Source organism: Streptomyces sp. NPDC053542, assembly GCF_044544685.1.
Classification (GTDB): Bacteria; Actinomycetota; Actinomycetes; order Streptomycetales; family Streptomycetaceae; genus Streptomyces.
This window is the reverse complement of record NZ_JBITXL010000008.1, coordinates 386,873-408,149: the sequence shown is the minus strand read 5'-3', so window position 1 is coordinate 408,149 and position 21,277 is coordinate 386,873. Positions and strand designations below refer to the sequence as shown.

Annotated in this window: 19 protein-coding genes; 4 read left to right on the top strand and 15 right to left on the bottom strand. The window is 70.9% G+C overall.

What is annotated here, in order from left to right; translation table 11 throughout:
• Positions 1-12 precede the first annotated feature (12 nt).
• From ACIGXO_RS24480 to ACIGXO_RS24435, 10 genes are all read right to left on the bottom strand, one after another.
• Positions 13-357, bottom strand: coding sequence for a cytidine deaminase (locus tag ACIGXO_RS24480; RefSeq protein ID WP_399790665.1), 345 nt, complete (start codon positions 355-357; stop codon positions 13-15).
• Between the two features lie 79 nt (positions 358-436).
• On the bottom strand, positions 437-1,732 hold the full coding sequence (locus ACIGXO_RS24475) for an ABC transporter permease (protein WP_399790573.1): 1,296 nt from the start codon (positions 1,730-1,732) through the stop codon (positions 437-439).
• On the bottom strand, positions 1,729-2,835 hold the full coding sequence (locus ACIGXO_RS24470) for an ABC transporter permease (protein WP_399790570.1): 1,107 nt from the start codon (positions 2,833-2,835) through the stop codon (positions 1,729-1,731). Before ACIGXO_RS24470 ends, ACIGXO_RS24475 begins: the two co-directional genes overlap by 4 nt.
• Entirely contained in the window at positions 2,832-4,502 is a 1,671-nt protein-coding gene (locus tag ACIGXO_RS24465; protein WP_399790567.1) for an ABC transporter ATP-binding protein, read from the bottom strand. Before ACIGXO_RS24465 ends, ACIGXO_RS24470 begins: the two co-directional genes overlap by 4 nt.
• A 15-nt stretch (positions 4,503-4,517) precedes the next feature.
• Positions 4,518-5,552, bottom strand: a complete 1,035-nt coding sequence (locus ACIGXO_RS24460) for a BMP family protein (protein WP_399790565.1) — start codon at positions 5,550-5,552, stop codon at positions 4,518-4,520.
• 132 nt (positions 5,553-5,684) lie between these two features.
• Positions 5,685-6,923: an amidohydrolase gene (locus ACIGXO_RS24455; protein WP_399790662.1), complete on the bottom strand. Its 1,239-nt coding sequence runs from the start codon at positions 6,921-6,923 to the stop codon at positions 5,685-5,687.
• A 196-nt stretch (positions 6,924-7,119) separates the two neighbouring features.
• Positions 7,120-8,160 carry a hypothetical protein gene (locus ACIGXO_RS24450; RefSeq protein WP_399790562.1) on the bottom strand — a complete coding sequence of 347 codons (1,041 nt, stop codon included), beginning with the start codon at positions 8,158-8,160 and terminating at the stop codon, positions 7,120-7,122.
• Between the two features lie 221 nt (positions 8,161-8,381).
• Positions 8,382-9,320 carry an N-acetylneuraminate synthase family protein gene (locus ACIGXO_RS24445; protein ID WP_399790559.1) on the bottom strand — a complete coding sequence of 313 codons (939 nt, stop codon included), beginning with the start codon at positions 9,318-9,320 and terminating at the stop codon, positions 8,382-8,384.
• A 55-nt stretch (positions 9,321-9,375) separates the two neighbouring features.
• Entirely contained in the window at positions 9,376-10,647 is a 1,272-nt protein-coding gene (locus tag ACIGXO_RS24440) for a cytidylyltransferase domain-containing protein (protein ID WP_399790557.1), read from the bottom strand.
• 35 nt (positions 10,648-10,682) lie between these two features.
• Positions 10,683-12,002 carry a DUF6716 putative glycosyltransferase gene (locus ACIGXO_RS24435; RefSeq protein ID WP_399790554.1) on the bottom strand — a complete coding sequence of 440 codons (1,320 nt, stop codon included), beginning with the start codon at positions 12,000-12,002 and terminating at the stop codon, positions 10,683-10,685.
• Positions 12,003-12,189: 187 nt separating this feature from the next.
• Here ACIGXO_RS24435 and ACIGXO_RS24430 point away from each other — a divergent pair, with 187 nt between their 5' ends.
• From ACIGXO_RS24430 to ACIGXO_RS24420, 3 genes are read left to right on the top strand one after another with little or no spacing between them, the layout of a single operon-like run.
• Positions 12,190-13,167, top strand: coding sequence for a glycosyltransferase family 2 protein (locus ACIGXO_RS24430; RefSeq protein ID WP_399790551.1), 978 nt, complete (start codon positions 12,190-12,192; stop codon positions 13,165-13,167).
• Positions 13,167-14,582, top strand: coding sequence for a polysialyltransferase family glycosyltransferase (locus ACIGXO_RS24425; protein WP_399790548.1), 1,416 nt, complete (start codon positions 13,167-13,169; stop codon positions 14,580-14,582). The genes ACIGXO_RS24430 and ACIGXO_RS24425 overlap by 1 nt, the downstream gene beginning before the upstream one ends.
• Positions 14,579-15,712 carry an acyltransferase family protein gene (locus ACIGXO_RS24420; protein ID WP_399790544.1) on the top strand — a complete coding sequence of 378 codons (1,134 nt, stop codon included), beginning with the start codon at positions 14,579-14,581 and terminating at the stop codon, positions 15,710-15,712. Before ACIGXO_RS24425 ends, ACIGXO_RS24420 begins: the two co-directional genes overlap by 4 nt.
• Positions 15,713-15,730: 18 nt before the next feature.
• Here ACIGXO_RS24420 and ACIGXO_RS24415 read toward each other — a convergent pair whose 3' ends face one another.
• The 3 genes from ACIGXO_RS24415 to ACIGXO_RS24405 form a co-directional block, all read right to left on the bottom strand.
• Positions 15,731-16,171: a cytidine deaminase gene (locus ACIGXO_RS24415; protein WP_399790542.1), complete on the bottom strand. Its 441-nt coding sequence runs from the start codon at positions 16,169-16,171 to the stop codon at positions 15,731-15,733.
• A gap of 90 nt (positions 16,172-16,261) precedes the next feature.
• On the bottom strand, positions 16,262-17,659 hold the full coding sequence (locus ACIGXO_RS24410) for a GntP family permease (protein WP_399790538.1): 1,398 nt from the start codon (positions 17,657-17,659) through the stop codon (positions 16,262-16,264).
• 110 nt (positions 17,660-17,769) lie between these two features.
• Positions 17,770-18,303: a gluconokinase gene (locus ACIGXO_RS24405; protein ID WP_399790535.1), complete on the bottom strand. Its 534-nt coding sequence runs from the start codon at positions 18,301-18,303 to the stop codon at positions 17,770-17,772.
• Between the two features lie 167 nt (positions 18,304-18,470).
• Here ACIGXO_RS24405 and ACIGXO_RS24400 point away from each other — a divergent pair, with 167 nt between their 5' ends.
• Positions 18,471-19,172, top strand: a complete 702-nt coding sequence (locus ACIGXO_RS24400) for a FadR/GntR family transcriptional regulator (protein ID WP_399790532.1) — start codon at positions 18,471-18,473, stop codon at positions 19,170-19,172.
• Between the two features lie 73 nt (positions 19,173-19,245).
• Here ACIGXO_RS24400 and ACIGXO_RS24395 read toward each other — a convergent pair whose 3' ends face one another.
• A complete protein-coding gene (locus ACIGXO_RS24395) occupies positions 19,246-19,458 on the bottom strand; it encodes a hypothetical protein (RefSeq protein WP_030254100.1) in 213 nt (70 codons plus the stop codon).
• A 46-nt stretch (positions 19,459-19,504) separates the two neighbouring features.
• Complete coding sequence (locus tag ACIGXO_RS24390) at positions 19,505-21,103, bottom strand: methylmalonyl-CoA mutase (protein WP_399790529.1); 1,599 nt, start codon at positions 21,101-21,103, stop codon at positions 19,505-19,507.
• Positions 21,104-21,277 lie beyond the last annotated feature (174 nt).

The following is a 21,277-nucleotide window of genomic DNA, read 5'->3' as shown; positions in this document are numbered from 1 at the left end:
CACTCCTTGTGGTCAGCGGGACAGGTGTTCCGGGCCGAAGGCGTCCGGGAGGAGGTCGTTCAGGGGGCGGATGCCGGATTCCGTGTCGATCAAGAGGTCCGGGCCGCCGTGCTCGTACAGCAGCTGGCGGCAGCGGCCGCAGGGGATCAGGACCTTGCCGTACCGGTCCACGCACGCGAACGCGGTGAGCCGGCCGCCGCCGGTCGCGAACAGCTCGGAGACCAGGCCGCATTCGGCGCACAGGCCGAGTCCGTAGGAGGCGTTCTCCACGTTGCAGCCGGTGACGGTGCGGCCGTCGGCCACGAGGGCCGCCGCACCGACGGGATAGCCGGAGTAGGGCGCGTAGGCCCGGGACATCGCGTCCCGGGCCCGTTCGCGCAGCTTCTCCCAGTCGGGAGCTTCGGTCACGTGCGCGAGCCCCCTCGCCGTACGTCGGTCACTTGCCCTGGCCCCTTCGGTACGCCTTGCCGATGGCTTTCGGTGCTCGCAGCCGCTGTGCGGCCAGCGACAGGACCAGCAGCGTAGCGATGTACGGCGCCACGGAGACGATTTCCAGCGGGACCGTGTCGGTCGTGGCGTACCAGAGGCCGAGCAGGGCCGCGACGGCGATGCTGGCGATGCCCTGGACGCGGTGGCCGCCGCGCAGCTTCCAGACCGCGAGGCCGACCAGCAGCACCGCGAGCAGGAGGAGCAGCGCGTGCACGGTGGTGCCGCCGCCGCGCAGCTGGAAGGCGTCCATGAAGCCGAAGAGGCCCGCGCCCATGGCGACGCCGCCGGGCCGCCAGTTGCCGAAGATCATGGTGGCGAGGCCGATGTAGCCGCGGCCGCCGGTCTGGCCGTCCTGGTAGATGTGCACGTAGATGGCGAGGAACGCGCCGCCGAGGCCGGCCAGCGCGCCGGAGACGACCACCGCCGCGTACTTGTACGTGTAGACGTTGACGCCCAGCGACTCGGCGGCGACCGGGCTCTCGCCGCAGGACCGCAGGCGCAGTCCGAAGGACGAGCGCCACAGGACGAAGAAGCTGAGCGCGAAGACGGCCGCGGCCAGTACGGCGAGCCAGGAGACGTTCGTGACCAGCGAGCCGAGGATGCCGGCCAGGTCGGAGACGAGGAACCAGTGGTGCTTCTCGAGGGACAGCAGCCAGTCGGAGAGGCCGGGGACCGTGAAGGTCGGCATGTCGTCCATCGGCGGGGACTGCTTGTCGTTGCCGCCCGCCTGGGCCGCCGCGCTGCCCTCGGCGCCGAACCACAGCTTGGCCAGGAACTGGGTCAGGCCGAGCGCCATGATGTTGACGGCGACGCCGGAGATGATGTGGTCGACGCCGAAGGTGACGGTGGCGATGGCGTGGATGAGGCCGCCGAGCGCGCCGCCGAGGACGCCGGCCAGCGCCGCCGCCCAGGGTCCGTACTGCCAGCCGACGAAGCCGGCGGAGAACGCGCCGAGCATCATCATGCCTTCGAGGCCGATGTTGATGACGCCGGAGCGCTCGGCCCACAGGCCGCCGAGGCCCGCGAGGCCGATGGGCACGGCGGCGTTGAGGGCCGCGGTGTACTGGCCGGAGCCGGTGAGGTCGGTCGCGCCGGTGACGACGCGCAGGAGGGAGAGCAGGACGAGGGCGCCCGCGATGATCAGGAGGACCTTGGGGTAGGTCAGCTTCGTGCGGGCGGCGGCGAGCCTGCCGCCCTTGCCGCCGGGGTCCTTCGCGACCGGGGCCGTGAGGTTCTGGCTCACGCGGACACCTCCGCCTTGTCGGTCTTGCGGGCCTGCGCGGCGAGTTCCTCGCCGACCTTGCGCTGCTGGATCCGCAGGCCGTAGCGGCGTACGACTTCGTAGGCGATGACCACGCACAGCACGATGACGCCCTGCATCACGCCGACGATCTCCTGCTCGTAGTCCTCGAACTCCAGCTGGGTGCCGGTGCGTTCCAGGAAGCCCCACAGCAGCGCGCCGGCGGCCATGCCGAGGGGGTGGTTGCGGCCGAGCAGCGCGATGGCGATGCCGGTGAAGCCGATGCCGACGGGGAAGTCGGTGCCGTAGTTGTACGAGACGCCGAGCAGGGTCGGCATGCCGATCAGGCCCGCCGCCGCGCCGGACAGCAGCATGGAGGTGATGACCATGCGCTTGACGCTGACGCCGCCGGCCTGCGCGGCGGACTCCGAGCGGCCGACCGTGCGGAGGTCGAACCCGAAGCGGGTGCGGCCGAGCACGAACCAGTACGCGATGCCGACGACGGCCGCGACGACGAGGAAGCCGTCGAGCGGGTCCGGCTGGGTCGGGATGGTGAAGAAGTGGCTGGAGGCCGGCAGGTCCGGGGTGTGGAAGAGGTTGCCGTCCTTGACCGCGAGCCGGCCTTCCTGGAGGAAGTAGCCGATCACGGCGGCCGCGATGGAGTTCAGCATGATGGTCGTGATGACCTCGCTGACCCCGCGGGTGGTCTTCAGTACGCCCGCGATGCCCGCCCAGACCGAGCCGACCAGCATCGCCACGATGATGATCAGCGGGATCTGGAGGAAGCCGGGGAGGGTGAGCGCGCCGCCGACGACCGCGGCGAAGAAGGCCGCGATGCGGTACTGGCCGTCCACGCCGATGTTGAAGAGGTTCATCCGGAAGCCGATGGCCACGGCCAGCGCGGAGAGGTAGTACGGGACGGCCTTGTTGATGATCCAGACCTGGCTGTCGCTCTTGGAGCCGAAGTCCGCCATCACGGCGTAGGCGTGCAGCGGGTCCTTGCCGGTGGCCAGGATGATCACCGAGGTGATGACCAGGGCGGCGACGATGGCGAGGAGCGGGGCCGCGATGCCCAGCGTCAGCTTCGTACGGTCGATTCGCTTCATTCCGCCACACCTCCCCCGGTGTCCGTGCCGTCCTCGACGTGCTCCAGGTGGCCGCTGGCGGCGCCGGTCATGGCCGAGCCCAACTCCTCGGGGGTGATCGTGGCGGGGTCCGCGTCCGCGACCAGCCGGCCGCGGTACATCACCCGCAGGGTGTCGGACAGGCCGATCAGCTCGTCCAGGTCCGCGGAGATCAGCAGTACGGCCAGGCCCTCGCGGCGGGCCTCGCGGATCTGGTCCCAGATCTGCGCCTGCGCGCCGACGTCCACGCCGCGCGTGGGGTGCGCCGCGATCAGCAGCTTGGGGTGGTGGCTCATCTCGCGGCCGACGATCAGCTTCTGCTGGTTGCCGCCGGAGAGCGAGGCCGCGGTGACCTCGATGCCGGGGGTGCGGACGTCGTACGCGGCGACGATCCGCTCGGTGTCGGTGCGCGCCGCCTTCAGGTCCAGCAGCCGGCCCTTGGAGTTGGGCTTCTCGGTGACATGGCCGAGGATGCGGTTCTCCCAGAGCGGGGCCTCCAGCAGCAGGCCGTGCCGGTGCCGGTCCTCGGGGACGTAACCGATGCCGTCCTCGCGCCGCTTGCGGGTGGGCGCGTGGCTGATGTCCGCGCCGTCCAGGGTGATGGTGCCGCCGTCCGGGTCCCGCATGCCCATGATGGCCTCGACCAGCTCTGCCTGGCCGTTGCCCTCCACGCCCGCGATGCCCAGGACTTCGCCCTTGTGGATGGTGAAGCCGATGCCGTCCAGGACCGCGCGTACGGCGCCGTCGGGGTCGGTGGCGCTCAGGTGCAGCCCGTCGACCGTCAGCATCGGGGTGTCGGTGACGGTGGACTCACGGGTCTCCGGGGAGGGCAGTTCGCTGCCGACCATCAGCTCGGCCAGCTGCTTGGGGGTGGTCTCCCCCGGCACCACCGAGGCGACGGTCGTGCCGCGCCGGATGACGGTGATGTCGTCGGCGACGGAGAGCACTTCGCCCAGCTTGTGCGAGATGAAGAGGACGGTGAGGCCCTCGGCCTTGAGCTCGCGCAGGTTGTCGAAGAGCGCGTCGACCTCCTGCGGGACCAGCACGGCCGTCGGCTCGTCGAGGATGAGCGTACGGGCGCCGCGGTAGAGGACCTTGAGGATCTCCACGCGCTGCCGGTCGGCGACGCCCAGGTCCTCGACCAGGACGTCGGGGCGGACGTTCAGCCCGTACCGGTCGGAGACCGCCAGGACGGCCGCGCGGGCCGCCGCGCCGATGCCGTGCAGCTTCTCGGCGCCCAGGACGATGTTCTCCAGGACGGTGAGGTTGTCGGCGAGCATGAAGTGCTGGTGCACCATGCCGATGCCGCGGGCGATGGCGTCGGCGGGGCTCGCGAAGCTCACCTGCTCGCCGTCGATCGCGATGGTGCCCTCGTCCGGCTTCTGCATGCCGTAGAGGATCTTCATCAGGGTGGACTTGCCCGCGCCGTTCTCCCCGACCAGGGCGTGCACGGTGCCGCGCCGGACGGTGATGCCGATGTCGTGGTTGGCGACGACGCCGGGGAACCGCTTGGTGATGCCGCGGAGTTCGACGGCAGGGGCCGCGGCGGGGGCGCGCTCTGCCGTGGTGCTGCTGGACGCTGTGATGGCGCACTCTCCTCGGAGAGAAGGAGCGAGGGCGGGGCGGAGCAGGGCCCCGCCCTCGGACACAGGCTCGTGGAGCTCTTACTTGGCGGGGTTCTCGGCGACCTTGACCTTGCCGTCGACGATCCGCTTCTTCGCCGCGTCCAGCTCGTCCTTGAGGTCGTCGATGTAGCCACCGGAGGTGGCCAGGCTGACGCCGTCCTGCTTCAGCGTGAGGTGGACGGTGCCGTGCAGCGGCTTGCCGTCCTCGACGCTCTTGATCACGTCGTAGACCGCCACGTCGACGTTCTTCACGACGGAGGTCAGGATGTGGTCCTTGTACTTGGCCAGGCCCGGCTGCGCGTACTGGTCGGAGTCCACGCCGATGGCCCAGGCGCCCTTCTTGGCGGCGACCATCTCGATCGAGCCGGCGCCGGACTGGCCGGCCGCGGTGTAGATGACGTCCTTGCCGTCATCCAGCATGCCCTTGGCCTTGCCCTTGGCGGCCGCCGGGTCGTTGAAGCCCTTGTCGTCGTTGGCGTAGAGGTACTGCGAGGTCACCTTGACCTTGGGGTCGGTGTCCTTGACGCCCTGCTCGAAGCCGGCCTGGAACTTCTGGATCAGCGCGTTGTTCACGCCGCCGATGAAGCCGACCTTCTTGGTCTTGGTCTTCAGGGCCGCGGCGACGCCGGCGAGGTAGGAGCCCTCGTTCTCGGAGAAGTTGATGCCGTAGACGTTCTTCGCGGTGGACGCGGAGTCCACCACCGCGAAGGTGGTCTTGGGGAACTTCTTCGCGACCTTGTTGACGGAGTTGCCGTAGTTGAAGCCGACGCCGATGACGGGGTTGAAGCCGGCCTCGGCGAGGGAGGTGAGCCGCTGCTCGCGGTCGGCCTCCGTCTCGCCGTTCTTGGCGGTCATCAGCTTGGACTTCACGCCCAGTTCCTTGACGGCCTTGTCGGTGCCGCGGGCGGCCGCCTCGTTGAACGAGTGGTCGTCCCGGCCGCCGACGTCGAAGGCGAGGCCGACGCCCTTGTCCTTGCCGGCGGCCTCCGTGGAGGATTCACCGCAGGCGGTGAGCGAGAGAGCGAGAGCCGCGGAGGCTATGCCCGCGGCAGCGATCTTGGTTACCCGGCGCACGAGGGGTCCCCTTCGGCTCGTAGCGCCTCCTACGGCGCTGATTCCGCCGCATCGTAACGCGCGTAGATGCCAGATAAAGGGGTGTCTGGAAGCCGTTATCGGATCGTCGCGAAGCGCGGCCGACGGCTGCGTCTACAGCGCGTTGCGGTCGAGCAGCGCGGCGGCGGTGAACAGCTCCACGCCCACCCTGATCGCCTCCTCGTCCACGTCGAAATCGCCCTGGTGCAGGTCGCGTCCGGTCGGGTCGCCGACCGGCTTCACGCCCAGCCGCGCCATCGCGCCCGGCACCTTCTCCAGGTACCAGGAGAAGTCCTCGCCGCCGAGGGACTGCTCGGTGTCCTCGACCGACTCGGGGCCGCGGCGGGCCGCCATGGCGTTCTGCAGCAGCGAGGTGGTCATCGGCTCGTTCACCACCGGCGGGACCCCGCGCACGTACGTGATCTGGGACTTGGCGCGGTGCAGCGTGGCGATCTCGTCGATCGCGGCGTAGACCAGGTCCGGCGCCTGCCGCCAGGCTTCCAGGTCCAGGCAGCGGACCGTGCCGGACAGCTCGGCGCGCTGCGGGATGACGTTGCACGCGTGCCCCGTCTCCAGGCGGCCCCAGGTCACGGCGAGCCCGGCGCGGGCGTCGACCCGGCGGGCGATCAGCGAGGGCACGTCGACGGCGACCCGGGCCGCGGCGGTGACCAGGTCGGTGGTCAGGTGCGGGCGGGCCGTGTGGCCGCCGGGGCCCTCCAGGGCGACCTCCAGCCGGTCGCAGGCGGAGGTGATCGCTCCGGTCCGCAGCCCGATCCGACCCACCTCGACCTTCGGGTCGCAGTGCACCGCGAGGATGCGGCCGACACCCTCCAGGACGCCGCAGTCGATCGCGTCGGTGGCGCCGCCGGGCAGCACCTCTTCCGCGGGCTGGAACAGCAGCCGTACCGGCCCCGGCAGCAGGCCCTGGGCCGCGAGGTCGGCCAGTACCAGCCCGGCGCCGAGCACGACGGTGGTGTGCACGTCGTGGCCGCAGGCGTGGGCGCGGTCGGGCACCGTGGAGCGGTAGTCGACGGCCTTGGTGTCCGGGATGGGCAGCGCGTCGATGTCGGCCCGCAGCGCGAGCATGGGGCGCCCGGCGGCCGGTGTCGTACCGGGGTCCCTGCCGATGTCGCAGATCAGCCCCGTACCGGTGTCCAGCACCCGCGGCGCGAGGCCGGCCTTCTCCAGCCGCGCCCGGAGCGCCGCCGTGGTCCGGAACTCCTGGTTTCCCAGCTCCGGGTGCATGTGCAAGTCCCGCCGGAAGGCGATGAGTTCGGCGCGCAACTCCTCGGTGAGCGCTCCGGGCAGGGAACCGTGTACAGGGCTGGCATCGGCTTCGGGTCCGCGGGACATCAGTTGGTTCACCCGCTGAAGGTTACGGGGCCGAGCGGGGCAACTGTCCGTCGATCAACAAAAGTTCAGCCCGTTAGGGGAAGACAATCTAGGCCGCCCGGCGCATGGACAGGTCATCGAGGGGGTATGACGAAGGGTTTCACGTATCGGCGAAACCCAAACCCCGGCCGTGTCCGTCAGGCCCGTCGGCAGCTCTTCAGAAGTTCCCGGCGTAGGTGAGTCGCTGCACGTCACGGGCGGTGCCGGTGACGCCGGAGAGGAATCCCTGCGCGCGCGGGGACGCCTTGGTGGTGAGCCAGGCCGGGTCCACGTCGCACACCGCGACCTTCACTCCCGTGCCGACGAGTGCGAGCGGCAGGGTGTGCACCACGGTGGACGGGAAGCTGAGGATCGTGCGGCCGATCGGGCCGCGCCGGGCGATCAGTTCGAGCGGCAGGTCGGGCCGGACGATCTCCAGGCCGGTGACGGCCTCCAGCGCGTGCAGCTTCTCGGCGCTCTCCCTGCGGTGCGCGAAGTAGCGGGTGGCGCCGTGCGTACGGGCCAGGGCGCGGACGGCCGTGAGGTAGTGGTCCGGGTCGACGACGCCGGTCTCCACGAGGGAGGTGCCGACGATGTCGGTGCCGCGGGTGAGTCTGGGCGGGCCGAAGCGGGCCCGGGTCCAGGCGAAGTCGTTGGCGGTGACCGTCACGCCCGGCGGGGGTTCGACGGGCATCGAGGAGAAAACTCCGACGGTACGGCTGCCCGTACGGCGGTCGCTGTCCGGTACGGGGGTGAGCCGGCGGCGTGCGGTGGCGGAGAACGGCGCGAAAACGAGGTCGCGCGCACCCCGGCTGCCGCCGCTGCGGTGCCAGCGCACCAGCCGCTCGCCACGCGCCAGCTGGGAGATGAACTCCATGGTCGCGGTGCCGTCGTCGACCACGACGAGGTCCCGGGCCCGGGCCAGCGTCAGCAGCAGCTGGACGTAGCGCGAGAACGGGTCGCCGATGACGATGCGGCGGGCGCGGCGCAGCAGCGGGGCGAGGCCCCCGATGGTCCGCAGGGGGGCGGCCGCGCCGCCGCGCGCCTCCTCCCAGCGGACCGTGCAGCCCTCGTCCCGGGCCAGCTCCGCCATCCGGCGCAGCTGGCCGCGGGTCATCGGGTCGTGCGGGGAGAGCACGACGACGGTGAGCGCACCGGCCTCCATGGCCTGCGTAGTCTGCGCTCCGTACGCCCATTCCAGGACGTTGAGCAGCTGCACAGGGCTCTCGACGAAGGCGAGGGTCGACCCGGCGGCGTCCGAGTTCCGCCGGGACGCCCTCCCGGGCCGGCCGGCCTTCCCACGGGAGACAGGGCGCCCGGCCGTCCCCGCGGCCGGGCCTCCACGCCCGGCCGTCCCCGCGGCCGGACCCCCACGTCCGGCCGCGGTAACAGGGCGCTGGGCCCCGTCTGCTGCGCTCACGGTGTCGTCGTGCCTTCTGCTCAGACCGAGACCGGCTCGCGGTCGGCCTCGGCGGCCTCGGCCTCGGCGACGACGCCCGCGACGCGGCGGAGCTTCTTCATCGGGCCGAGCTCGCTCTCGTACACCTTCTTGACGCCGTCACCGAGGGACTCCTCGATGGTGCGGATGTCGCGGACCAGGCGGGTCAGGCCGCCCGGCTCGACGGAGGCCGCCTGGTCCGAGCCCCACATGGCGCGGTCCAGGGTGATGTGGCGCTCGACGAAGGTGGCGCCGAGGGCGACGGCGGCGAGGGTGGTCTGCAGGCCGGTCTCGTGGCCGGAGTAGCCGATCGGGACGTTCGGGTACTCGTCCTGCAGGGTGTTGATCATCCGCAGGTTCAGCTCCTCGGCCTTGGCCGGGTAGGTGCTGGTGGCGTGGCAGAGCAGGATGTTGTCGCTGCCCAGGACCTCGACCGCGTGGCGGATCTGCTTCGGGGTGGACATGCCGGTGGAGAGGATGACCGTACGGCCGGTGGCGCGCATGGCCTTCAGCAGCTCGTCGTCGGTCAGCGAGGCGGAGGCGACCTTGTAGGCCGGGACCTCGAACTTCTCCAGGAAGGCGACCGACTCGACGTCCCACGGGGAGGCGAACCAGTGGATGTTGCGCTTCTTGCAGTAGTCCGCGATCGCGCGGTAGCCGTCCTCGTCGAACTCCACGCGGTGGCGGTAGTCGATGTAGGTCATCCGGCCCCAGGGGGTGTCGCGCTCGATCTCCCACTGGTCGCGCGGGGTGCAGACCTCGGGGGTGCGCTTCTGGAACTTCACGGCGTCGCAGCCGGCGTCCGCGGCGGCGTCGATCAGCGCGAACGCGTTCTCCAGGTCGCCGTTGTGGTTGATGCCGATTTCACCGGTGACGTAGACGGGGTGGCCGGGGCCGACGAGGCGGTCACCGATGGTGCGAACGCGGTTGTTGCTGGTCATCTTGGAGAGTTCCTTCTTCATTAGGGGTTCTCTGGGCTACGTGGGTGGGTGCGGCTCAGAGAGACGGGCCGAGGATCCACGAGGCGATCTCGCGGATCGCGCCGTTTCCTCCGGGAGTCGAGGTGACGGCGCGTGCAGCGCCACGCACGACGTCGTGTGCACTGGAGACCGCCACGGGCCAGCCGACGAGGCCGAAGCACGGGAGGTCGTTGACGTCGTTGCCGACGTAGAGCACGCGCTCCGGCGCGATGCCCTGTTCCTCGCACCACTGCTTGAGGGCGAGGTCCTTGCGGTCGATGCCGTGCAGGACCGGGATCTTGAGCTTCCTGGCCCGGGCGGCGACGACCGGGTTCTGTTCCGTGGACAGGATGAGCATCTGCAGCTCCGCCTTGCGCAGAGCGGCGATGCCCAGGCCGTCGCCGCGGTGCACGGCGACGATCTCCCGTCCGTCGGAGTCGATCAGCACCCTGTCGTCGGTCTGGGTGCCGTCGAAGTCGATGACGACCGCGTCGATGTCCTCGCGGGTCGGCAGGGCGCCCGGCCGCGGGCCGTCCAGCAGGGGCGCGAGGGCGCGGGCGCGCGCCAGGTCGTGCGGGTCGTCGACCTCCAGCACGCGGGCCGGGTCGGTGCGCACGAGTTCGGTACGGCCGAAGAAGCGGTGGCCCGCGGTGCGGAAGCCGGCCGCGTCCATGGCGTACGCGGCGCCGGTCTCCAGGAGGTCCTGGGGGCGGTCCTGGCGGCGCGGCCGGAAGGACTTGTCGTGGTTGACGCCGTAGCCGCCCTCCTCGGTCCCGACGGTGGTCACGGCCGTCTCGCCGCCCTCGGCGCTGCGGGTGCCGGTGGTCCTGGCCGCGGCGTCCGCGTCGTCCGCCGCGTCCCGCCACACGAAGCCGTGGAAGGGGGCGACGGTCAGCGCGGAGTCGGCGCCCTGCTCGACGACCGCGGAGGCGACGCCGTCGATGTCCTCGCGGGTGAGGAAGGGGCTGGTGCACTGGACGAGGAGGACCGCGTCGACAGCGCTGCCGTGCTCGGTCTCGTACGCGTCCATGGCATGCAGGACGGCGGCCTCGCTGGTGGCGGTGTCGCCGGCGATGGTGCCGGGGCGGCGGACGATCACGGCGCCCGCGCCGCGCGCCGTCGCGGCGATCGCGTCGTCGTCGGTGGAGACCACGACATCGGTGATCAGGCGGGACGCCAGGCACTCGCGGACGGCGCGGGCGACCAGCGGCACGCCGCCGACGGCGGCCAGGTTCTTGGCGGGCACGCCCTTCGATCCGCCTCTGGCGGGGATGACGGCCACCACGGTGGGCCGGTCGGTCTGCGGCATCTCAGGCTCCTTCCGGAGACCGGTAGAGGGGGGGTTCACAGCTGGCCCCAGCGGCGGATGGCGGGGGCGACGCGCTGGACGCCGTGCCGGTAGGCGCCGCGCGCCGCCTCGCGGACGGTGTCGCGGGCCATCCGGCGCAGCCCGGTCGGCTCGTCGGCCTCGGCCGTGTAGCCGGGCAGCGGCTCGCCCTTCGCGTCCAGGCCGTGCCGGGCGAGGATCCCGGGCAGGTAGCCGGGGGCCGTACGGGGCGTGTAGTACGGGGCGAGCGGCGGCAGCGCGTCGGCGTCGAGCAGCTCGGTGACGCGGGCGCGGGCCGCGTCGAAGGCGTTCTCGTACGTACCGTCGGCACAGACGCCCTGGCGGGCCAGCCACTCCGGGTCCGGCTCGGGCAGGTACCCGGCGTCCAGCTCGTCCCAGGAGGCCAGGCAGCCGGAGCCGAGGAAGTGGTGGTTGCCCAGCGCCTCGCGGATGCCGAGGTCGGTGAGGACGGCGGTGGGGACGCCGCGGTGCAGGGACTCCAGGGCGGCGGTCGAGGAGACCGTGACCATCAGGTCGGTGCGGTCCAGGACCTCGCCCATGTTCCCGTACACCAGGCGGCAGTTGGCGGGCAGTCCGCCGGGGATGCGCGCCGCGAGCTTCTGGTACGGCAGTTCCTCGATGTGCGTGGTGTGCTCGCCCGGCTTGCTGCGGAGCTTGATCAGCACCTCGCGGCCGGGGTGCCGGCGGGCGTGCTCGGCGGCGCGGCGCAGCAGGTAGGCGCGGTCGTTGCGGTTGTCCGGCACGGAGGGCTGGACGGCGAAGACGACGGTGCGTACCTCGCCGCCGCCTTCGTGGCGCGCGCCGCCCAGGAAGGGCAGCGCGCACTCCACGACGCTGCGCTCGTCCGCGTTCACTCCCCGGTAGACCGCGCGGAAGCGGTCCGCGTCGTGCCGGGAGTTGGCGAGCACCACGTCGGCGCCGTGCCGCAGCAGCAGCCCGTCGGCGAGCTTCTCGTAGACCACGCCGACGTAGCCGGTGACGACGACGGGGCGGCGGGCGCTGCCCTCCCAGGCGCGGGCCAGGCCGTGCAGCATCGCCTGCACCGCGCCGCCCACGCAGGACAGCAGGACCACGTCGTAGCCAGTACGGTCGATGGACCGTACGAAGTCGACCCCGCGGATCTCGCGCAGCGCGTCCGCCCGGGCCCCGACCTCGTCGAGCTGGCGGACCGTGGGCGTGGCGCGGCCGCGGAGCAGAAAGCCGTCGAGCCGGCAGCCGGGCTGGAGACGGTGCGCCGTGAGGGCGCCCCATTTCCACCGGGTGTCCGAGTCGGCGAGCACCGCGACCCGCGGCTGAGAAGGTGTACGTGATGGCACGTCGAAGACGCTAGGAAGGCATTTCGATTCGCGGGCCAACCAGGGCGCAACAAACGGTTAACAGCACGTCGACGAACGGCGAACCGGCAGGCCGGAAAGGGCGGTTAACCATTCCGCCATTCTTCGTTCACCCAAGCGCCCCCATACGGCAAAGACGAATGCCGGAGCCGCCCCTAACGTCTCCTGAGTGGTTAAGCTCTCCGTCATCGTGCCGTTCTACAACGTGCAGACATACGCGCCCGACACCCTGAGAAGTCTTGCGGCCAATGCCCGTGACGACTTCGAATTCCTGCTCGTCGACGACTGCTCGCGCGACGGGACGCCGCAGATTCTGGAGCGCGCCGAGCGCGAGCTCCCGGGCGCCCGGCTGCTGCGGCACGAGCAGAACGGCGGCCTGGCCACCGCCCGGAACACCGGGCTGGACGCCGCCCGCGGTGAATACATCACCTTTCTGGACGGGGACGACTGGCTGGCGCCCGGTTATTACCAGGAACTCCTCGGCGCCATCGAATCCCTCGGCTGCGATTTCGTCCGCACCGATCACGTGCAGTGCACCGCGCGGGCACGCTCCGTGCACCGGGTGCCGTACGGCCGCCGCAACGTCGTCCTGGACCCGCGCGAGCTGATCCTGCCCGCGGACCGCTCCACGTCGGTGGACTACGCGTTCGCCTGGGCCGGGATGTACCACCGGCGGCTGCTGGACGACGGGCTGCTGCACTTCCGTCACGGACTGCGCACGGCCGAGGACCGGCCGTGGATCTGGCGGCTGCACCGCGAGGCGAAGTCGATGGCGGTGCTCGGGATGCTGGGCGTGTTCTACCGCCGCGGCGTGGCCTCCTCGCTGACCCAGATCGGCGACGTCCGCCAGCTGGACTTCATTCGCGCATTCGACCAGGTCATCGATGAGACGGCCAAGGACCGGGACGCCGCCGTGCTGCTGCCGAAGGCGGTCCGGACGTATTGCGCGATCATTTCCCACCACCTCGGTTCGATCGAACGCTTTGAGCCGCAGGTGGCCCGTAAATTGCGTTCGATGAGTGCCGCGGCATTGAAGCGAATGCCGCAGGACGTATTGAAGGAAGCCCTCGATTCCATGGATGTACAGCGCGCTTCGCGGCTGCGTCGGCTCCGCCGCAAGCCGGTCCCGGCGGAGGTGGCCGCCTGATGTCCGCCGCCGGATTCTCCCCGCTGCCCGCCGGGCCGCGTACGCAGATCTTCTTCGCGTCCACGCTGTACGGCGCCGCCACGCTGGCCGCCGCCCTGGACGCCGACCGCTTCGAGCCGGCCGGCCGCCGGATCCTGCTGGTCAGCAATAACGCGGCGTGCCCCGAGACCACCCCGGCACTGGACGGGATGCCGGGCTTCGAGCGGCTGCGCGCCCGCTTCGACGAGGTACGGTCCTGGAACGAGACGATCTCCCCGTTCCACCCCGGCGGCTGGTCCCCGCGCGGCGACGACGCGCCCCTGTGGGAGCGCCATCTCCGCCTCCTGTGGGACCTCGGCAACTCCCCCGTCGAGCTGATCGTCGAATCCATCCAGGTCAACCCGGCCCTGGCGCTCTGTCAGATCTTCCAGGGCGCGCCGGTCGAGGTCTACGCCGACGGCCTGATGAGCTACGGCCCCACCCGCTCCAAGCTCGACCCGCTGGTCGGCACCCGCATCCGGCGGCTGCTCCACCTGGACCTGGTGCCCGGCCTGAAGCCGCTCCTGCTCACCGAGTTCGGGGTGCCCGCCGAGACCGTGCCGACCGAGCCGTTCCTGGCCGTCCTCGCCGAACTGGCCGAGTTCGCCGAGGGGTCGGAGCGGGGCGACGCCGCGGCGGTACCGGCCGGGGGCGGCGCCCTGCTGCTGGGCCAGTACCTCTCCGCGCTCTCCATCCTCACCCCCGAGGAAGAGGAGGAGCTGCACGTCCAAATGCTGCGCGGGGCCGTGGACCTGGGCCACCGTCAGGTGGTCTTCAAGCCGCACCCGACCGCGCCCGCGCGCTGGTCGCGCATCCTGGAGGAGGAGGCGGAGCGGCTGGGCGCCGAGCTGACCGTGCTGGACACGCCGCAGCTCGCCGAGGTGCTGTACCAGCGCCTCAAGCCCGCGCTGGTCGTCGGCTGCTTCTCCACCGCGCTGCTGACCGCCACCGCGTTCTACGGGCTGCCGGCCGCGCGCATCGGCACGGACCTGCTGCTGGAGCGCCTCGCGCCGTACCAGAACAGCAACCGCGTGCCGGTCACCATCGTCGACGCGCTGCTGCCGCCGCTGACCGACGCGACCGCGGTGGCCCGCTGGACGCCGCCCACCGAGAGCGAGGTGGCCCGCGATCTGACCGGCCTGGTCAAGGCGGTCGGCTACGCGATGCAGCACCAGATCTACCCGGACCTGCGCCCGGCCGCCGAGCGTTACCTCTCCGCCCACCTGGACGAGTCGACCTGGCGCTACTTCAAGCGCCGCCGGCTCACCGCGCTGGCGCTGCCCGGCGGCGTGCCGGTCCAGCTCGCGTTCATCCCGCGCAACCCCACGGTCCGCCGGGTCGCCAGGCAGGCCCGCTCCGTGCAGCGCAAGCTCAAGAAGCGGGCCGCGTTCGGATGACGACCGCACCGGCTCCCCCCACGCTCCCCCGCACCACGGGAGCGCCTGTACCTGTCGTCCCCACGCGCGGCGCCGGCCCCACCCGGCTCCGCGCCCTGGACGGACTGCGCCTGCTCGCCGCCCTCATGGTCGCCGCATACCACTACGGCGGCCGGGACGGCGAGATCGGCGACGCCTGGGGCAGCTCGCCCGCGTACCAGTTCCCGACCGCGTCGGGCTTCTTCGCGTACGGCTGCCTCGGCGTCCAGATCTTCTTCCTCATCAGCGGCTTCGTCATCTGCATGAGCGGCTGGGGACGGCCGTTGAGAGCCTTCTTCGCCTCGCGCGTCTCCCGCCTCTTCCCCGCCTACTGGGCCGCGGTCATCCTCGTGACGGTCGTCTTCGCGCTCCCCTGGGTGGCGTACGAGGCGGTCTCCCCCACCGACGCGCTGACCAACCTCACGATGCTCCAGATGCCGCTGGGCGTGGACCGCGTCCTCGGCGTCTGCTGGACGCTCTGGGCCGAGATGCGCTTCTACGCGCTCTTCGCCCTCTGCGTCGTCCTCCCCGGCGCCACCCGCGGCCGCGTCGCCCTCTTCTGCGCCGGCTGGACCCTGGCCGCGGTGATCGCCGAGGCGGCGGACAACTCCGTCCTCGACATCGTCCTGATGCCCGAGTACGCGCCGTTCTTCATCGGCGGCATCGGCTTCTACCTGATCCACCGCTACGGCAGCCGGGACACCGCCGGCTGGGCGATCGTCGCCGTCAGCTGGCTGCTCGGTCAGCACTACGCGGTCTCCCGCCTCTGGCACCCGGCGGACATGCCCGACGCCTTCTCCTACCGCCCCTCGCTCGGCATCGTCGCCGTCATCACCCTCGGCTACCTCCTGGTCGGGGCTATCGCCCTGGGCAAACTCCGCTGGGCGAACTGGCGCTGGCTGACCGTCGCGGGCGCCCTGACGTACCCCTTCTACCTGATACACGAACACCTGGGCTGGGTAGCCGTACACCTCTTCCACCAGACCCTCGGCCTCCCCTCCGCGGCCACCTTCCCCCTGGTCCTGGCCCTGATGCTGGCCCTGGCCTGGTGCCTCTACCGCTTCGTGGAACGCCCCCTGACACCACGGCTGAAACGATCCCTCATGGGGTGAGCGGGAACCGGGCGGGCGTTACGAGTGGGTGTCGGAGGGCTCCTGATCCGCCTTCACGTACGCCACGGGCAGCAGTGCGCGGACCGGGAGGGCCCGGCTGTCGTCATCCGAGGCGACGATCACGGTGAGGTCCGGGTAGTAGTCCAGCAGGACCTGGCGGCAGCGGCCGCAGGGCGGGATGATGCCGCGGCCCTCGTCGGCGACCGCCACGATCTGGCGCAGGTCGTACGCGCCCTGCGCGGCCGCGGCCCCCATGACGACCAGCTCGGCGCAGGGGCCACCGGTGAAGTGGTACACGTTCAGGCCGGTGACGATGCGGCCGTCTGCTGTGCGCGCGGCGGCCGCCACGGTGTGCTCGTCGTCGTGCGCGTAGGCCGCGACGGCTTCCTCCGCGGCGCGTACCAGGGCGTGGTCGACCGGTACGCCGCTGCCGGCCGGTGCGCCCTCATCGGTGGTCATGGGGTCGCCTCTCGTACGGGAAGGGCCGTACGGACGTTATCCGTCCGTACGGCCCTTCCGCGATGCCATTTCCCGTGCCGGGCTGCCGCGCTACAACACCAGCGACAGCAGCAGTACCACGATGATCGAGACGACGGAGATGACCGTCTCCATCAGGGACCAGGTCTTGACCGTCTGGCCGACCTTCATCCCGAAGTACTCCTTGACCAGCCAGAAGCCGGCGTCGTTGACGTGGCTGAAGAAGAGCGAGCCGGCGCCGACGGCGAGGACCATGAGTGCGGCGTGGGTGGTGCTCATGTCGGCGGCGAGCGGGGCGACGAGGCCGGCCGCGGAGACCGTGGCGACCGTCGCGGAGCCGGTCGCGAGGCGGATGGCGACCGCGATCAGCCAGGCCAGCAGCAGCGCGGGCAGGCCCCAGTCCTTGGACAGGTCCAGGATCATGTCGCCGACGCCGACGTCGACCAGGGTCTGCTTGAAGCCGCCGCCCGCGCCGACGATCAGCAGGATGCCGGCGATCGGGGCGAGGGACTTCTCCACGGTCGTGGAGAGCCGGCCGGCGCTGAAGCCCGCGGCCTTGCCGAGGGTGAACAGTCCGACCAGTACCGCGACGAGCAGGGCGATCAGCGGGGAGCCGATGACGTCGAAGACGCGCTGCACGTGGTTCTCGGGGTCGTCGATGACGATGTCGACCAGGGCCTTGGCGAGCATCAGCACGACCGGCAGCAGGACGGTGGAGAGGGTCGCGGCGAAGCTGGGGCGCTTCTCCAGGTCCTCGGAGGGACGCTGCGGGATCATCTTCTCCGGGGGCGCAATGTCCACCCAGCGGGAGGCGAAGCGGGAGAAGACCGGGCCGGCCAGGATCGCGGTGGGGATCGCGACGATCACGCCGAGGCCGAGGGTGACGCCCAGGTTGGCCTTGATCGCGTCGATGGCGACGAGCGGGCCGGGGTGCGGCGGGATCAGGCCGTGCATGACGGAGAGACCGGCCAGCGCCGGGATGCCGATCCGCATCAGGGAGAAGTTGCCGCGCTTGGCGACCAGCAGCACGACCGGGATCAGCAGGACGATGCCGACCTCGAAGAAGAGCGGCAGGCCGACGATCGCGGCGATCAGGACCATCGCCCAGGGCATCATCCGCCGGCTGGACTTGGCGAGGATGGTGTCGACGATCTGGTCGGCGCCGCCGGAGTCGGCGAGCAGCTTGCCGAGGATCGCGCCGAGCGCGATCAGTACGCCCACGCCCGCGACGGTCGAGCCCAGGCCGTTGGTGAAGCTGGTGATGGCCTTGTCCATCGGGGCGCCCGCCACCGCACCGAGCACCAGCGAGCCGATGGTCAGTGACAGGAAGGCGTGCAGCTTAAATCTGGTGATGAGAAGGACGATGACGGCGATGCCGACGAGCACGGAGATGCCCAGCTGCGCGTTGCCGGCCGAGGTGATCGGCTCGACCGCGTCCGCTGCCATCATCTCGACGCTGAGATGGGTCACGGCTTTTCCTTCGGTTGGAGCCCGGTCTCGCGATCGGAGCTCATGGGTACGGCTCGGGACCGGACCCCGGGGGAAGGGGCCGGTTCAGAGCTCGGGGATGCGGCTCCTGATCAGAGCTCGGTGGTGGCCGGAGCGGCGTCGTCGAGCTGCCGCAGCGCGGCGACCGCCCGCTCGGTGATCTCTTCCGGGGTCCCGGAGACGTCCACCGCCACGCCCCGCTCGTCCTCGCCGAGCGGCTGCAGGGTGGCGAACTGGGAGTCGAGGAGCGCTGTGGGCATGAAGTGGCCCTTGCGCTCGGCCATCCGGCCCTCGATCAGCTCACGAGAACCGGTGAGGTGCAGGAAGACGATGCCGGGGGCCTCGGCCCGCAGCCGGTCGCGGTAGACCCGCTTGAGCGCGGAGCTGCTGACCACTCCGCCCTTGCCCGCCCGGCCGTGCGCCCAGGCGCCGATGGCGTCGAGCCAGGGCCAGCGGTCGGCGTCGTCGAGCGGGGTCCCGGCGGACATCTTGGCGATGTTGGCCGGGGGGTGGAAGTCGTCTCCCTCGGCGTACGGGACATCCAGCGCTTCGGCGACGAGCGGTCCGATCGTCGTCTTGCCGGTGCCGGCGACTCCCATCACGACGATGACATGGGGGGTGCTCATCGCGGTTACCTCGCTCGCTCGTCCTCATTGACTTGGCGTGACGAGCCACAGTGCGTGGCTCGAATGCATCGCCCCACTGAAACCCATTAGGTACGACGTATTCAAGAGTCTGTGACACAAACGTCATACTTATTATTCCCAGGGAAGCGGACCCGTAGGCTTATCCCATGGAAAACCAGGGGCAGGGGCTGCATGCGAAGGTGCTGGAGTCCCTCGGGCCGGAGATCGCCGCGGGTGATCACGCACCGGGCACGGTGCTCCGCACCGACGAGCTGGCCCAGCGCTTCGACGTCTCCCGTACGGTCATCCGCGAGGCGGTCCGGGTCCTGGAGTCCATGCACCTGGTCGAGTCCCGGCGCCGGGTGGGCGTGACCGTACGCCCCACCGAGGAGTGGAACGTCTTCGACCCGCGGGTCATCCGCTGGCGGCTGGCCGGCGCCGACCGGCCCCGCCAGCTGCGCTCGCTCACCGTGCTGCGCTGCGCCATCGAGCCGGCCGCGGCGGGCCTGGCCGCCCGGCACGCCACGCCCGGCCAGTGCGCGGCCCTCACGGAGCACGCCATGGGCATGGTCGCCACGTCACGCGGCCAGCAGCTGGAGGCGTACCTCGTCCATGACACGGCCTTCCACAAGACCCTGCTCACGGCATCGGGCAATGAGATGTTCGCCCGGCTCAACGACGTGGTGGCGGCGATCCTGACCGGCCGCACCCATCACCACGTGATGTTCACCGACCCGGACCCGGCGGCGGTCACCCTCCACGTCCAGGTCGCGGAGGCGGTACGCACGGGCGACGCGGCCCGCGCGGAGGAACTGACCCGCGAGATCACCGTCGGCGCGATGGCCGAGCTGGACATCCTCGCGCCGTAATCAGCCGCTGATCGGCAGCTGACCGACCGCTGACGAGCCGCTCCCGGGCGGCCGGGCAAAAGGGCGGGCCGCCTCAGAACAGCGGCTGCTGCCCGGGGAACGGCGGCTCCTCCGGGTCGAACAGCTTCTCCGCCGGCGCCATCATGGGCGCCATCCGCCGCGAGCCGGGACACGAGATCAGTTCGAGCCCCGTGCGCCGCCCGGGCGGATCGTGCCGGGCAAACCGCCCGCCGACCACGGCGATCTCTCTGGTGCAGACGGGGCAGGTGCGGCGGGGCGACGACATGGAGCTATTTTGACGCAGGGCGCGGGCTCCTCCCGCGCCCACCCGCTCAGAACGCGTCCGTCGGGACGTAAGCGCCCCAGACCTCCCGCAGCGTGTTGCAGACCTCGCCGACCGTCGCCTTGGCCTTCAGCGCGTCCTTCATCGGGTACAGGACGTTGTCCGTGCCCTCGGCGGCCTTCTTCAGGTCGGCCAGCGCCGCGTCCACCGCGGCCTGGTCCCGCTCGGCGCGCAGCTTCTTCAGGCGCTCGGCCTGCTGCGCCTCGATGGCCGGGTCGACGCGGAGCGGCTCGTACGGCTCCTCCTCGTCGAGCTGGTAACGGTTGACGCCGACCACGACGCGCTCGCCGGAGTCGGTCTCCTGGGCGATGCGGTACGCGCTGCGCTCGATCTCGTTCTTCTGGAAGCCGTGCTCGATGGCGGACACGGCGCCGCCCAGCTCCTCGACCTTGCCCATCAGTTCGACGGCCGCGGCCTCGACGTCGTCGGTCATCTTCTCGACGACGTAGGACCCGGCGAACGGGTCGACGGTGGCCGTCACGTCCGTCTCGTACGCCAGCACCTGTTGCGTACGGAGCGCCAGCCGCGCGGACTTGTCGGTCGGCAGCGCGATGGCCTCGTCGAAGGAGTTGGTGTGCAGCGACTGCGTGCCGCCGAGGACCGCGCCGAGGCCCTGGATGGCGACGCGCACGAGGTTCACCTCGGGCTGCTGGGCCGTCAGCTGCACGCCCGCGGTCTGGGTGTGGAAGCGCAGCATCAGCGACTTGGGGTTCTTCGCGCCGAACTCCTCCTTCATCACCCGGGCCCAAATGCGGCGCGCCGCACGGAACTTGGCCACCTCTTCGAGGATGGTCGTACGGGCGACGAAGAAGAACGACAGCCGGGGCGCGAAGTCGTCGACGTCCATGCCGGCCGCGACGGCGGTCCGTACGTACTCGATGCCGTCCGCGAGGGTGAAGGCGATCTCCTGCGCGGGCGAGGCGCCGGCCTCGGCCATGTGGTAGCCGGAGATCGAGATGGTGTTCCACTTCGGGATCTCGGCCTTGCAGTACTTGAAGATGTCGGCGATCAGCCGCAGCGACGGCTTGGGCGGGAAGATGTACGTGCCGCGGGCGATGTACTCCTTCAGCACGTCGTTCTGGATGGTGCCGGTGAGCTTGGCGGGGTCCACGCCCTGCTCCTCGCCGACGAGTTGGTACAGGAGCAGCAGCAGGGCACCGGGCGCGTTGATGGTCATCGAGGTGGAGACCTTGTCCAGCGGGATGCCGTCGAACAGCACCCGCATGTCCTCGATGGAGTCGATCGCCACGCCGACCTTGCCGACCTCGCCGCTGGCGATCGGCGCGTCGGAGTCGTGGCCCATCTGGGTCGGCAGGTCGAAGGCGACGGACAGGCCCATCGTGCCGTTCGCGATCAGCTGCTTGTACCGGGCGTTCGATTCGGCGGCCGTACCGAAACCGGCGTACTGGCGCATCGTCCAGGGGCGCCCGGTGTACATCGTCGGGTACACGCCACGGGTGTACGGGTAGGCGCCGGGCTCACCCAGCTTCTCCGCCGGGTCCCAGTCGCCGAGGGCGTCCGGACCGTAAACGGGCTCGATGGGCAATCCGCTCTCGGTGTGCCGAGAGCTGCCGGACTCGCGCGCCATGGTGCCTGCCTCCCGCTGTACTACTGCTTAGTAATGAAGGGCCTTCGCGACGGACTGTAGCGGCGACCGTGCGCCCCGTGGAGGGGCGCAGGCTAGGACCTTGCTCACAGCACGACTTCCAGCATGGCCGCAGGTTCGGCGCGCCGCAGCGCCGGGAAGCCTGGGAAGGGGCGG

Bases quoted from the DNA above. Each gene is read 5' to 3' on its own strand.
- ACIGXO_RS24395 (WP_030254100.1), bottom strand. From the start codon at position 19,458: ATGTCGTCGCCCCGCCGCACCTGCCCCGTCTGCACCAGAGAGATCGCC.
- ACIGXO_RS24420 (WP_399790544.1), top strand. From the start codon at position 14,579: ATGACGACCGCACCGGCTCCCCCCACGCTCCCCCGCACCACGGGAGCG.
- ACIGXO_RS24455 (WP_399790662.1), bottom strand. From the start codon at position 6,923: ATGTCCCGCGGACCCGAAGCCGATGCCAGCCCTGTACACGGTTCCCTG.
- ACIGXO_RS24405 (WP_399790535.1), bottom strand. From the start codon at position 18,303: ATGAGCACCCCCCATGTCATCGTCGTGATGGGAGTCGCCGGCACCGGC.
- ACIGXO_RS24470 (WP_399790570.1), bottom strand. From the start codon at position 2,835: ATGAAGCGAATCGACCGTACGAAGCTGACGCTGGGCATCGCGGCCCCG.
- ACIGXO_RS24400 (WP_399790532.1), top strand. From the start codon at position 18,471: ATGGAAAACCAGGGGCAGGGGCTGCATGCGAAGGTGCTGGAGTCCCTC.
- ACIGXO_RS24440 (WP_399790557.1), bottom strand. From the start codon at position 10,647: ATGCCGCAGACCGACCGGCCCACCGTGGTGGCCGTCATCCCCGCCAGA.
- ACIGXO_RS24445 (WP_399790559.1), bottom strand. From the start codon at position 9,320: ATGACCAGCAACAACCGCGTTCGCACCATCGGTGACCGCCTCGTCGGC.
- ACIGXO_RS24425 (WP_399790548.1), top strand. From the start codon at position 13,167: ATGTCCGCCGCCGGATTCTCCCCGCTGCCCGCCGGGCCGCGTACGCAG.
- ACIGXO_RS24390 (WP_399790529.1), bottom strand. From the start codon at position 21,103: ATGGCGCGCGAGTCCGGCAGCTCTCGGCACACCGAGAGCGGATTGCCC.
- ACIGXO_RS24415 (WP_399790542.1), bottom strand. From the start codon at position 16,171: ATGACCACCGATGAGGGCGCACCGGCCGGCAGCGGCGTACCGGTCGAC.
- ACIGXO_RS24480 (WP_399790665.1), bottom strand. From the start codon at position 357: ATGTCCCGGGCCTACGCGCCCTACTCCGGCTATCCCGTCGGTGCGGCG.